Here is a 12,420-nt window from a genome sequence, read left to right as displayed (position 1 = left end):
CTCAAGAAATCAGGACGCGGCGGCGAGCGCCTCGCGCGCGTCGGAGCGGATGCGCTCGACCATCGAGCGCAAGCCGTTGGAACGTTGCGGCGTCAGGTGCTCGCGGAACCCGAGCTCGTCGAACACGGCGGGCGCGTCGATGGTCAGGATCTCCTGCGGTGTGCGCCCGGAATACAGCGTCAGCAGGATCGCGATCAGGCCGCGCACGATATGCGCGTCGCTGTCGCCGAGATAGTTCAGCACCGGAACGCCGCCGCTGAGATCGGGATGTTTGGACAGCCAGACCTGACTCGCGCAGCCCTGCACCTTGTTGGCCGCGGAGTGCTCGTCCTCGGGCATCGGCGCCAGGGTGCGGCCGAGCTCGATCACGTAGCGGTAGCGGTCGTCCCAGTCGTCCAGCAGGGCGAAATTGTCGCGGATGTCGTCGATCGTCATGATGCTCTTCAGTCCCGTCCGAACCCCTCATATAGGGGGTCGGCGCGACGAAAGCGACAGTCGGTTCCAGGCAATCAGGGCGTCGGCGGCAGCTGCCACTCGGCGCTGAGATCGTCGGCCGAGAGCGTATCGGCCGGGGCCTCGTTGGCCGGAACCAGATCGGTTTCGGTCACGGCCGCATCGATCGAGCCGGTATGATCGTTGCTGCGCTTGTCGAGGCTCGCCGGTTTCACCGGGCCGATGAACTTGTCGGCGGCACCAGGCTTCTCGGCCGTCTCGGGCTTGTCGGTGATGATCTGATAGATCTTGCGCGCGCCTTCCTGGGCGCGATGGCCGATCACGGTGGCGGCCTGGCCGCCGACCTCGCAGGCCTGCGGCTGGCGCTTGCAGAACTGACTCATGTCGGAGACGGCGGCGGTCGCAGCCTGCACGGCTTCATGCGCGTTGATCTGCGGCAGCTTGTCGGTGTCAGGACTCTTCTCGCGCGGCAGAAGCACCAGCACGAGCCCGAGCCAGAATGCCATGCGAAGCAGAAAGAACATCACGCAACCCCGACCGTGCTGCTGATCCCGCGTCCGTCCTCAATCGCGATAACCGGGATCGCAGCTCTCTTGTTCTATGTCGCGACTGCTTGCTTTGGGCTTAATTGGTTGAGAATTGGCAAAGCGGACCCCCGAACTTTTTTCGGCGTAAATTTTTGGTTGGCGCGAGCTGCATGCGCCGTGCAACCGGCTGTGGATCGCTGCGCTTTCACAACCGCAGGCGCGGCCTGAAACGATGCATTCACCATCCCGGCCGAATGCCGGGCTCGCCGCAGTCTGGCCCTTAGCGTTCGCTTAATGCGAGTCTGACACGGTGGCCTTCGACGACAGGGGGCGTCCCGGCGCGTTCTCTTTTGTAGAACGACCGAATAGGCCGAGGCGCGAGAGCCGTGAGTGTGTTGAGTATCATCCGCGATTGTCTTGATGCGTTGCTGCATCCATCGGCTCGAACTGATGCGATGACGCGCGCGCGCCATCGCGCCTTCATCGCGCCGCGCCTGCTCGGCAGCCTCGCTGCGTTCGCGGTGTTTCCCGCCTATCTTGCGATGCGCGGCGCACCGAGCGCGCTCGAGGTCGGCGCGCTCGCCTGGCTGATCGCACCCATTCTGTTGTCCTGGTATCTGTCGCGCACCGGCCGCTATGAGAGCGCCTGCGCGCTGTCGTCGCTGGCGCTGTCTGCGCTGATCATGGCGGTGTCGATCGAGACCGGCGGCATCGAATCCTTCGCCGCGGTATGGCTCATCGTCGTGCCGCTGGAGGCCGCGTTCTCGGCCTCTCGCCGCGTCGTCGTGTTCTCCGCCGCGCTCGCACTGTCCTGCGCGCTGCTGTTGATCCTGATCGGCCATCTCGGCTGGCTCCCGAAGCCCGAGACGAACCCCGCTTTGCGGACCGCGCTGCTCGCCTTCGGCGTCGCCTCGGCCACGCTCTACGCGGCCGTGCTCGCCTTCGCCGCCGATACGCTCGCACGCACCAGCGTGGCGCTGCTGTCGATGGAGGAGGAGCGCTATCGGCTGCTCGCGCGCAACATGAGCGATGTGATCTCGCGTCATCGCCGCAACGGCGCGGTCATGTTCATCTCGCCCGCGGCGGAGACGCTGCTCGGCACGCCGGTCGCGCAACTCCATGGCCACGGCCTGTTCGAGCGCGTTCACGTCGCCGACCGGCCAGCCTACCTCACGGCGCTGTCGCAGGCGGCGGGCGGCAGCGAAGCCTCAAGCGTCGAATTCCGGCTGCGGCGCGATGCGCCCGGCGAGGGCCGCGGCTCGCTTCACGGCGCTGACTTCATCTGGGTCGAGATGCGCTGCCGGCCGCTCGACTACGCCGCTCCGACGCCGGCCGGATCGGAGCATGAGGTGGTCGCGGTCATGCGCGACGTCACCGATCGCAAATTGCAGGAGCAGGCGCTCGAGCTGGCGCGGAGCGCAGCCGAGCGTGCCGACGCGGCCAAGACGCGGTTCCTCGCGACCATGAGTCATGAGCTGCGCACGCCGCTCAATGCCATCATCGGCTTCTCGGAAATGCTGATGCAGGAGCAGGTGCTCGTGCTCAACGCCGCGAGGCGCCGCGAATACGCGCAGCTCATCAATGATTCCGGCCAGCATCTGTTGTCGGTCGTGAACGGCATCCTCGACATGTCGAAGATGGAGTCCGGCAATTTCGAGCTGACGCCGGAGCCGTTCGCGCCGCGCGCCGCGCTGTTCAATTGCTGCAATCTGCTGGCGCTGCGGGCGCGAGAAAACGGCGTCGACCTCTCGGCAGATGCGCCGCACGATCTGCCGCTCATCACCGGCGATCCGCGCGCCTTCAAGCAGATCGTGATCAACCTCGTCTCCAACGCGATCAAGTTCACCGAGCGCGGCGGACGCGTCGCGGTGTCCGCCGGCGTCGATGGCGCGAACCTGCTGTTGCGAATCACCGATACCGGCGTCGGCATCGCCGCCGACGATCTCAAGCGCATCGGCGATCCGTTCTTCCAGGCCGGCAAGACTTATCAGCGCCGTCACGAGGGAACCGGTCTCGGGCTTTCGATCGTCAAGAGCCTGGTGAACTTGCACGGCGGCGAAATGTCGATAGAAAGCAAGATCGACGAGGGAACGACGGTCACGATCGCGCTGCCGATCAATTGCGTCGCCGAGGCGAGCACCGGCGCCACCGTGACGCCGCTGTCGCCCTCGCGGTCCGCCCAGGCCGGGCAGGTGATTCAGGTGAAGAAGAGTGCCTAGACGAGTTGCAGAGGATGATTCGGCGCCGCCGCGCCGTCGCAAGCGGGCTGCTGCCGCTGCCGCGGTGGTCGAAGTGGCCGACGAGCGCGGTTTTGTGATGCGCGCGATGCTCTACAGCCCCAAGGATCTGTTCGCCGGTCTTCTGGCCTGCGCAGCGGCCAGCGCGATCATCGTCAACGCCGTTTTCCTGCAATCGGGGCCGCATCCGGCGCCGATGTTCGGTTCCATCGTGACCATTCCGCCGGTGCTGACCAGCTCCAATCCGATGCCGCGCCCAAGGCCAGCGGAGGCGATCTCTCCGTTCGATCCGAAGGTGATCGAGACCCGGCCGCCTGAGACCCGCGCGACCGAGCCGAAGGTGCCCGATCAGCGAACGGTTGATGCCCGGCCGGATCAGAAATACGCCGATCCCCTGGCTGATCTCGTCCGTTCCGTCAGCGGCGGTCAGGGCAACAGCATCCCGCGGCCGCAGCCGACCCAGCAGGGCGGCAATGCCCGTCGCGTCGCGGCGGTTCAGCGGGCGCTGACCGAATATGGCTATGGCCAGTTGAAGCCGACCGGCATGATCGGCTCCGACACGCAGACCGCGATCCAGAAGTTCGAACGCGAGCGCAAGCTGCCGGTGACGGGCCAGGTATCGGATCGTCTGGTGCGCGAGCTGGCAATTGTCATCGGGCACCCGATCGAATAGAGCAGGCCGGCGGCTGCGCTTGGCAGCGCGCATTCACCTGGCCGAGCCATCATGCGGTTGAAGACGAGCATCTGGGTCAGCGCCTATCTGCGCCGCTGCCAGTCGGCCGGGGTGTTCGGCGCGATCAGCCATCGCGGTGCGGAGGAGGCGGGCGCCGTCTTCGTCAAGGTCGCGCTGATGGATCGCACGGCTCAGCTCTACGTTCCCGCACCGCAGACGGTCTACGAAGACAGCCGGCCGATCGACCGATTGTTCGTTGTGGCCTCGCCGCAGCCGATGCCGGAGTTCGAGGTCGACGAACGACTCCGCAAGGAGCTGCGTTTCGATCCCGATGCCTGGATCGTCGAGACCGAGGACAAGCAGGGCCGCCACTTCCTCGATCTCGCGCCGGAGCGCTCCTAGCCTGCCTCAGCGTTTGAAGCCGTCGGTGCCGGTGCGCACGATCGGCTTGGCTGGCGATTGCGCACCCATCCGCGAGCTGCCGCCGCGCACATGCTGCCGCTCGTCGTCGTACAACGCCGCGCGATGTTTCGCGCGCATCGCCGCGACGGCCGAGCCGCGCCAGGCCGCCAGCATCACCAGCGCCGCGCGCTCGCTCAGCCGCTCGTAGAAGCGCGACAGCCTGAACACGGTCTGCACGGACTGGCCCATCTCGGGCTTGAGGAACAACAGCACGCGTTCGAACACGGGTGCGGGCATGGCAAGAGCCTTCAACGCACAGGCGAGCGGCTCGCCACTGGCATCGTTCATCACCTCATGGGTGATGCGCGCCGGAAGGATCAGGCTTTCGCCGAGCTCCACCGTGAAGGTCTCGACGTCAGCGTTGAAGGCGGCCATCTCCAGCGCTTCGATCGCATGCGCGGCGCGATGCTGCGGAATCGGCGCCGCCGGCTTCAGCGGGGCGGTGGCGAGATTCTGCAAGATCGCGATACGCTCCTTGGAGGCGGCGCGCAGGAACATCTCGCTGAGCTCGGCCGCGTCTTTCGGCTGCATCGCCAGTCCGGCCGGCGCGGCCTCGTCGGGCGCGGGCGCGTGGGGACGAAGAGCAGGCGGGATCAAACCGGCGAGCGGCAGCAGCGCTTCGTCAGGCGCAGGACGTAGCCCGAGCTTTCTCAAGATCTCGATCGGCGTGCCCGGATAGATCGCGAGACGCGCGCGCACCGCGGCGCGGGTCGTGTCGTCGACATCGTCGATGAGCCGCGACACCAGCTCGACGAATTGCCTCTCTTCATCGGCCGAATGCGTGCTCGCCTGGACATAGAGGTCGGTCAGCACGCGCAGCAAGGTCGGCTTGATGTCGACGCCCTCGCGGCGCGAGAGCGTCAACAGCCCGTCGAAGCCGGGAAACAGCGATGATCTGGTCATGTCGGGTACGCAACTTCGGCAATCGTTGCGCCGATTAGACCGCAGTTGTTTTAATGGGCCGTTAAGGAAAACAATCGGTGAAGATCGGCCGAATTTTCCCGGTGAGACAAAGGCGCAACGCCCGCGTGCCATTTGCGCGACGTCTGCACGCGATCCGTGTTCCATTGCGCCGCATTAAGATCCTCTTAACCACGTCCTGATCTTAATCGACCCGTTCGATGATCTCGCCCTGGCCTCGTCGCGCCGCCGGCCTGATCCTCACCGCGTTGGATGCCGCGTCGCCTGTCAGTGCGGTCGGCATTCGTGATCGTCAGTTTGCGTGCTCTCTTGCCTGCGAAGTTCGGGCAACGGGGAGTTGGGGGGTAAGAACTTCGGGCACGAAAGAGAGTCAACATGGCGACCATCATTGAATTTCCGGCGGACATTGCGCGTCGCGCGCGGCCTGCCGTGACCGGCGCGCCGCAGGAGGGCATGGGAACGATCCTGATTCTTCCCGTCATCAGGATCGAGCGCGAGAGCACGACCGACGATCGCGATCCCCGCGAGGGCACCGCTCCGAGCCGCCGCCGGCGTCGCCGCTGACATCAGGGGAATGGGAATGCCGGACGTGATGGTTCGGGTCCGGCGAGCCGCTCCGGCCGTCGCACTCATTCTTTGTAGCGGACTGCTTGGCGCCTGCAGCGGCGGCGATTTCGGCCGCACCCGCGCCGATATGCGCAACGACGACATGCACAAATGGATCGGCGCTGAAGCCACGGCGAGCGTGGGCGTCGCGCCATCGCAGTTCCAACTGACCGACAATGAGCGCCAGCTGCGCGACCTCGCTTATCCGCTGATCGAGCCGCCGCATTCGCGCCCCGCCTGGAAGGCCGTGTTCGGCGACTATCAGCCGTCGGCGTCGCCCTGGCGGCAGAAGGTCGTGTTCGACCGCACCGCCTATGGCCGCGCTCTGATCGACGAGCCGCATCGATCGCACGCCTCGCGCTATGCGCAACTCACCGACGACGTCCGCGACGACCTCACGCGCTTCGAGCCGTTCTTTGCGTCCGCCATCCGCGTCATCGACCTCGATCGCAAGCGCGACGCCAGCATGAAGTACATGACCGAGCTGTCGCCGCGCGAGAAGGCCGACGCGGTCGCGCGCATGCAGGAGAACTCGCTGATCGTGCAGTGGGTGCAGATCTGTCTGGAGCAGCGCGTCTCGTCCTACCGCTGGGCGCTGGAGCGCCTGGTGCTGCAGGCGCCCGACGGAATGGCCGCCGAGGCCGATCGCCTGATCAACGAGCTGGCCGCCCAGACCGCCAATCCGCCGGTGGCGGCGCGTCCCTACATCCAGCGGCCGCTGACGACGCGGGGATGATCGCCGGCCTTCGCGGCCGTCATTCCGGCCTGAGCAGGCGGAACGCCTCCTCGAGCAGATGCGGCGTGTGCTTGCCGGTGGCGTCGCGGCAGGCGCGCTGGAAATAATCGTCGAGCGCCGGCCGGAAGCGCGGATGCGCGGTGTTCTCGATGATGACGCGCGCGCGCTGCTTCGGCGACAGGCCGCGCAAATCGGCCAGCCCCCGCTCGGTGACCAGGATCTGCACGTCGTGCTCGGTGTGGTCGACATGCGTCACCATCGGCACGATGCAGGAGATGGTGCCGTTCTTGGCGGTCGACGGCGTCATGAAGATCGACAGATAGGCGTTGCGGGCGAAGTCGCCGGAGCCGCCGATGCCGTTCATGATGCTGCTGCCGCGGACATGGGTGGAGTTGACGTTGCCGTAGATGTCGGCCTCGATCATGCCGTTCATCGCGATCACGCCGAGCCGCCGGATCACCTCGGGATGGTTGGAGATCTCCTGCGGCCGCAGCACGATGCGGTCGCGCAGGAATTCGATCTCGCGGTTGAACTCGATCGCAGCCTCGGAGCTCAGCGACAACGCCGTCGCGGAGGCCAGATCCATGCGGCCGGAGCGGATCAGATTGAGCATGCCGTCCTGCAGGACCTCGGTGTAGGCGGTCAGATGCGGGAAGGGGCCTTCATCGAGCCCGGCCATCACGGCGTTGGCGACATTGCCGACGCCGGATTGCAGCGGCAGCAGATTGCGCGGCAGGCGGCCCTGCTTCACCTCATGCGCGAAGAACTCGAGGATGTGTCCGGCGATCGCGTTGGAGACCTCGTCCGGCGCAGCAAAGGTCGTGTTGCGGTCCGGGGCATGGGTCTCGACGATGGCGATCACCTTGTCCGGGTCGCAGCGATAGGTGGTCTCACCGATGCGGTCGCCGGGCGCCACGATCGGGATCGGCTTGCGATGCGGCGGCAGGCGGGTGCCGTAATAGACGTCGTGCATGCCAAGCAGCGCCGGGTTCATCCACGAATTGACCTCGATGATGACGCGGTCCGCGAGATCTAGCCAGGTCTTGTTGTTGCCGATCGAGGTCGACGGGATCAGCCGCCCGTCGGGCATGATGCCGGAGCATTCGATCACCGCGACATCGAGATGACCGAGAAAGCCGAACCACACGAATTGCGCGACATGGCTGAGATGCAGGTCGATATAGTCGATGCTGCCGGCATTGATGCGCTGGCGCGTCGTCGGGTCGGACTGATAGGGTAGGCGCAGGTCGATGCCGTTGGCCTTGGCGAGCGCACCATCGAGCTCGGGTGCGGTCGATGCGCCCGTCCACACGCCGATGCGGAACGGCTCGCCGCGCGCATGCGCCGCCTCGATGCGGCGGGCCAGCGCCAGCGGCACGGCCTTCGGATAGCCGGAGCCGGTGAAGCCGCTCATGCCGACATGGCTGCCCGGCTTGACCAGCGCGGCGGCATCATCCGCCGACATGATCTTGGCGCGCAGCGCCTGCGACATCACTTGCGATGAGCTCATCCTGCCAACTCCGTGCGCGATCGTTCAGACCGCAAGTCGCGCTGTTCAAGTCCCGCGCTGTTTAAGCTGGGCCTCTCGACGGCGGTTTGACAGGGGTCAAGGCCCGGCGGCCTTGGGGCCGGTTAAGGCCCTGCAAGGCAGGCGCGACGCAGCTCTCGGACCTTGGCGGCGCGCAGACGCTCGCTCAGCAAGTTGGCCTTGCTGTAGCGGGGATCACCGGTGACCTCGTCGCCGATCCAGTCGGGCAGCGTCACGACGGTCGTCTCGCTCGGCAGCTCGATCTCGGCGATGATGATGCCGTCGAGCTCGCCGTGATAGACGTCGACCTCCCAGATGCCGCTTTCACCTGGAACATAGTGGCGCGTCTTCTCCATCATGCGCCCCTCGCAATGCGCGAAGATCGCCTCCGCATGATCACGCGGGATGTCGTATTCGAACTCTTCGCGCGCCAGCCCGCGGCGGCCGCTCTTCACGCACAGGGTCGTTCGATTGCCGTAGCAGCGGACGCGAACCTTGAGGCCGTCCTGACGCGCGACGAGCCCGTCGCGAAGGTATTCACTGTGCGTCGCTTGAGCCCGCCAGGCGTCGGTCCTGACGAGAAACTTTCGTTCGATTTCGAGGGGCATGACCTGCTGATAAGCGAAACTTCGCCGTCCTGAACCGTCATAGCAACGGAGCGTGATGAACACTATGCCACGAAGGATGAAGAGCGCGTTGTCGAATTGATCGAAGGTCCGCTTAACGACTTACCATTCAGCGCTTGCCGCGCGGCTTTTCAGCCTTGGCGGGCGCCTCCGCCTGCACGCCACAGGTGGCGGACGCAAGAGAGGCCTGCGCCTGCGGCATGAGGCCGGGTTCGGCCGCGAGCGCCTTCAACACGATGAGCCCCGTCGTCGTCGGCGAATCGATGATCAGCCGGTCGGCCGCGGTGACCTCCTCGTCCTCGGGCAGATCCTCGTGCTGGGCTTCGGTCATCAGGTCGAGCTCGATGACGCGCTTGCCGGCGGAGCGGTCGTTGATGGCGTAATAAGCGATCTCGTTGCGCGTGTAGAACGACACCGACGTGTAGGCCTGGCTCACCGGCACGGTGAGCTTGAGCGGCCCGTCCGACAGGTCGTAGCGGCAGATCGCCATCGCGAAGGCCGGGTCCATGAACGGCATCGGCGAGTTGTTGGGATCGGCGAGTGGCAGCGGCGTGACTGCGTTGAGCTTGGTCATCGGCGTCAGGCGCGAATAGGCGTCCTGCGTCGAGATGCGGGGCAGGGCCAGCACGCTGACGAGATGGACCACGCCGCCGAGCAGCACGCCGACCAGAATCGTGAACAGCAGCCGGATCATGACGGGCAGCCCACGGTGGTGATCGCGGGCATCGGCGCATCGCGCTGGGTGCGCGTCGCGACTCCGACGGGCGTGTCGTACAGCCGCAGCATCAGCGAATAGCGCTCGATGCCGCCGGTCGGCAGCCAGTTGCCGGCGCGCGAGCGCGCGGCGACCCGGATCTCGAACGAGCCGTCGGCGCCGCGCACCAGCTCCTGGCTGGTGAAGCCGTAGCGTTGCAGCGTGTTGGCGACGAGATGGCCTTTGCGGTCATACAGCGTGATCGTCCAGAAGCGCGCAGGCGGCGTCACGCCGCTGACGAGGATGTCGCAGCGGCCGTCGAGCGGCTTCTTCTTGTCATCGGTGTTGGCGGTGAAGGCGACGCCGTCGCCGGTGCCGATCGGCAGCTCGCCGTTGCGGGTGATGGTGGCGCGCGCATAAGGATCGACATCGGCTGTGCCGGTCTTCGGACGCGCGGTCCAGGCGCCGATCGTCAAGGTGCCAAACTCGGTGCCGCGGGTGGTGGTGATCCAGGTCGCGCCGACGCCGACGCCGGTGGCGATCAGGAGCGCGATCAAGGTGATGAAGAGCAGCCGCACGGGAGTTCGCTGTCGTCAGTTCTTGCGCAAGGCAGGGTTGGGCACGCTGTCGGCGGTGGCCGTGGCGTAATTCTCGGGAAACGCCAGCGCGCTCGACGACACCGGCTTGCCGGGCTTCTTCGGGTCGGCAGGCGCAGCCTTCTCGGCGACGCGCGCGGCGTCGTCCAGCATCTTCTCCACCTGCACCAGCACCTCGGCGCCGCGACGCGTCAGGATCGGCGGCGGACCGGGCTTGATCTCCAGCGTCTTCGGCTGGCCGGCCTGCGCCATCGCCGCGGACGGCGGCTGCGGCGGCAGCTTCTCGCCCATGCCGACGCCGGGCAGCTCCTTGACCTCGACGCCCTGATGCGCGGCGACCATGATGTCGTGCCAGGTCTGCGCCGGCAGCGAGCCGCCGGTCATGCGGTTGGTCGGCGAGTAGTCGTCATTGCCGTACCAGACCGCACAGGTGAAGTTGCCGGTGTAGCCCACGAACCAGGCGTCGCGATAGGCATTGGTGGTGCCGGTCTTGCCGGCGGTCGGGATGCCGTCGAGCGCGGCGCGGCGCGCGGTGCCTTCGCTGACGACGTGGCTCATCATGCCCGCCATGTCGGCGGCGACGGAGGCGGGGATCGCCTGCTTCGGCTTCGGCCCGTCGCGGTCCCAGCGCCACACCAAATCGCCGGCGCCGGTGCGCACCTCCAGAACGGAGTGCGGCGTGACCGCCTTGCCCTTGTTGGGGAAGGTCGCGTAGGCGACGGCATGTTCCAGCACCGTCACCTCGTCCGAGCCGATCGGCATCGACGGGGTGTCGGGCAGCGGCGCCTTGATGCCGAAGCGGCGGGCAACCTCGACGATCTTGGCGCGGCCGGCCTTCGGTCCATTCGGCTTGCCGAGCTCGATCGACAGCTTGACCGGCACGACGTTGATCGAGCGAGTGATCGCCTGCGTCAACGTCACGGTGCCCGAATAGGAATGACCATAGTTTTGCGGGCACCAGTTGCCGATGCACACCGGGCCGTCGACGATGGTCGAGGTGGGTTTGTAGCCGTTGAGCAGGGCGGTCGTGTAGACGTAAGGCTTGAACGACGAGCCAGGCTGCCGGTAGGCGTCGGTGGCGCGGTTGAATTGGCTGGCGCCGTAGTCGCGGCCGCCGACCATGGCGCGAATGCCGCCGTCGAGATCGGAGACCACGGTCGCGGCCTGGGTCGCGTGATAGTCGCGGCCGAACTGGCGAAGCTGGTTCTCGATTGCCTCGTCCGCCGCGTGTTGCACGGTCATGTCGATCGAGGTCCGCACCACGAACACGCGCTCGGTGTAGGACTTCGGGAACGTGTCGACCAGCTTGCGCATCTCGTCGAAGGCAAAGTCGAGGAAGTAGTTCGGCGAGCTCTCGTCGCGGCGGTCGACGGCGAAGGCCGGATTGCGGCGGGCGCCGAACACCTGGCCCTCGGTCATGAAGCCGGCATCGACCAGGTTGTCGAGCACGACGTTGGCGCGGGCGCGCGCGGCGGGCAGGTTGATGTGGGGCGCGAATTTGGTCGGTGCCTTGAACAGGCCGGCGAGCATCGCCGCTTCCGACAGGTTGATGTCGCGCACCGACTTGTTGAAGTAGAAATGCGCCGCGCCGTCGACGCCGAAGGTGCCGCCGCCCATATAGGCGCGGTCGAGATAGAGCTTGAGGATCTCGTTCTTGGTCAGGCGGGTTTCCAGCCAGATCGCCAGGAACGCCTCGTTGACCTTGCGCTCGATGGTGCGCTCGTTGGACAGGAACAGGTTCTTGGCGAGCTGCTGGCTGATCGAGGAGCCACCCTGGCGGACACCGCCGGCCTGGGCATTGGTCACCAGCGCGCGGGCGAGGCCGGGGAAGTCGATGCCGAAATGGTCGTAGAAGCGGCGGTCCTCGGTGGCCAAGGTCGCCTTGATCAGATTGTCCGGGAAGTCTTCCAGCGGGATCGAGTCGTTGTGCTTGATGCCGCGGCTGCCGATCGGGTTGCCGTAACGGTCGAGGAAGGTGACGGCGAGGTCAGATTTCTTCAGCCAGTCCTCGTCGGCGGTCTCCCGGAACGCAGGGATGGCCAGCGCCAGCATCAGCACCAGGCCGCCGAGACCGATGGTGGCGGCTTCCGACAGAGGCTCGACGAACACCCAGCGCTTCCACCCCCCCACATAGAAGCGGTCCATGAACGCCGAATAGCGCTCGTACAGCTCGCGGGTGCCGCGCAGGGAGGAGAACAGCGCCGAATCGAAACGGGCGTCGAGATCCAGGCGGAAATTATTGATCCGCTTCTTCCAATCGTCTGGAATGATCTGCCGCACGGGAACCCTGGTCGTTTCGAAATCGTGTCAGCGGGCTTCGAAGCACTCAGCAAGCGGGGCTGAAGCCTTCGAAGGGTCTTG

Annotated in this window: 13 protein-coding genes; 5 read left to right on the top strand and 8 right to left on the bottom strand. The window is 66.2% G+C overall.

What is annotated here, in order from left to right:
* Nucleotides 1-9 precede the first annotated feature (9 nt).
* Both ACVILH_RS29250 and ACVILH_RS29245 read right to left on the bottom strand, forming a co-directional pair.
* The gene (locus ACVILH_RS29250; protein ID WP_456715978.1) at nucleotides 10-435 is read right to left on the bottom strand and encodes a SufE family protein; all 426 of its coding nucleotides are present in this window, start codon (nucleotides 433-435) and stop codon (nucleotides 10-12) included.
* 74 nt (nucleotides 436-509) lie between these two features.
* Entirely contained in the window at nucleotides 510-977 is a 468-nt protein-coding gene (locus ACVILH_RS29245) for a DUF5330 domain-containing protein (protein ID WP_456715977.1), read from the bottom strand.
* A gap of 458 nt (nucleotides 978-1,435) precedes the next feature.
* On the opposite strand from ACVILH_RS29245, the gene ACVILH_RS29240 reads away from it, so the two are divergent.
* Genes ACVILH_RS29240 through ACVILH_RS29230 form a run of 3 tightly spaced genes read left to right on the top strand, consistent with a single transcriptional unit; the run spans nucleotide 1,436 to nucleotide 4,292 of the window.
* Nucleotides 1,436-3,199, top strand: coding sequence for a PAS domain-containing sensor histidine kinase (locus tag ACVILH_RS29240; RefSeq protein WP_456715976.1), 1,764 nt, complete (start codon nucleotides 1,436-1,438; stop codon nucleotides 3,197-3,199).
* Nucleotides 3,192-3,890, top strand: a complete 699-nt coding sequence (locus tag ACVILH_RS29235; protein WP_456715975.1) for a peptidoglycan-binding domain-containing protein — start codon at nucleotides 3,192-3,194, stop codon at nucleotides 3,888-3,890. Before ACVILH_RS29240 ends, ACVILH_RS29235 begins: the two co-directional genes overlap by 8 nt.
* A 51-nt stretch (nucleotides 3,891-3,941) precedes the next feature.
* On the top strand, nucleotides 3,942-4,292 hold the full coding sequence (locus ACVILH_RS29230) for a DUF1491 family protein (RefSeq protein WP_456715974.1): 351 nt from the start codon (nucleotides 3,942-3,944) through the stop codon (nucleotides 4,290-4,292).
* Nucleotides 4,293-4,298: 6 nt separating this feature from the next.
* Here the strand turns inward: ACVILH_RS29230 and ACVILH_RS29225 are convergent, their stop codons facing one another.
* Nucleotides 4,299-5,255, bottom strand: coding sequence for a DUF2336 domain-containing protein (locus tag ACVILH_RS29225; protein ID WP_456715973.1), 957 nt, complete (start codon nucleotides 5,253-5,255; stop codon nucleotides 4,299-4,301).
* A 393-nt stretch (nucleotides 5,256-5,648) separates the two neighbouring features.
* Here ACVILH_RS29225 and ACVILH_RS29220 point away from each other — a divergent pair, with 393 nt between their 5' ends.
* Nucleotides 5,649-5,837 (top strand): hypothetical protein, encoded by a 189-nt coding sequence (locus ACVILH_RS29220; RefSeq protein ID WP_456715972.1) that lies wholly within the window; start codon nucleotides 5,649-5,651, stop codon nucleotides 5,835-5,837.
* Between the two features lie 28 nt (nucleotides 5,838-5,865).
* Nucleotides 5,866-6,615 (top strand): hypothetical protein, encoded by a 750-nt coding sequence (locus ACVILH_RS29215; RefSeq protein WP_456717102.1) that lies wholly within the window; start codon nucleotides 5,866-5,868, stop codon nucleotides 6,613-6,615.
* A 19-nt stretch (nucleotides 6,616-6,634) separates the two neighbouring features.
* Here ACVILH_RS29215 and ACVILH_RS29210 read toward each other — a convergent pair whose 3' ends face one another.
* The 5 genes from ACVILH_RS29210 to ACVILH_RS29190 all read right to left on the bottom strand — a co-directional run bounded on the left by ACVILH_RS29210 (nucleotide 6,635) and on the right by ACVILH_RS29190 (nucleotide 12,339).
* Nucleotides 6,635-8,125 carry an acetyl-CoA hydrolase/transferase family protein gene (locus ACVILH_RS29210; protein ID WP_456715971.1) on the bottom strand — a complete coding sequence of 497 codons (1,491 nt, stop codon included), beginning with the start codon at nucleotides 8,123-8,125 and terminating at the stop codon, nucleotides 6,635-6,637.
* Between the two features lie 122 nt (nucleotides 8,126-8,247).
* Nucleotides 8,248-8,751 (bottom strand): CYTH domain-containing protein, encoded by a 504-nt coding sequence (locus ACVILH_RS29205; RefSeq protein WP_456715970.1) that lies wholly within the window; start codon nucleotides 8,749-8,751, stop codon nucleotides 8,248-8,250.
* A 127-nt stretch (nucleotides 8,752-8,878) separates the two neighbouring features.
* Nucleotides 8,879-9,463: a DUF1254 domain-containing protein gene (locus ACVILH_RS29200; protein ID WP_456715969.1), complete on the bottom strand. Its 585-nt coding sequence runs from the start codon at nucleotides 9,461-9,463 to the stop codon at nucleotides 8,879-8,881.
* Complete coding sequence (locus ACVILH_RS29195) at nucleotides 9,460-10,041, bottom strand: DUF1214 domain-containing protein (protein WP_456715968.1); 582 nt, start codon at nucleotides 10,039-10,041, stop codon at nucleotides 9,460-9,462. Before ACVILH_RS29195 ends, ACVILH_RS29200 begins: the two co-directional genes overlap by 4 nt.
* A 15-nt stretch (nucleotides 10,042-10,056) precedes the next feature.
* A complete protein-coding gene (locus tag ACVILH_RS29190; protein WP_456715967.1) occupies nucleotides 10,057-12,339 on the bottom strand; it encodes a transglycosylase domain-containing protein in 2,283 nt (760 codons plus the stop codon).
* Nucleotides 12,340-12,420: the final 81 nt, after the last annotated feature.

The sequence above is a fragment of the Bradyrhizobium sp. USDA 4353 genome (genome assembly GCF_054063215.1).
Note: the sequence above shows the minus strand (reverse complement) of the source record. Positions and strands in the feature narration are given on the sequence as shown.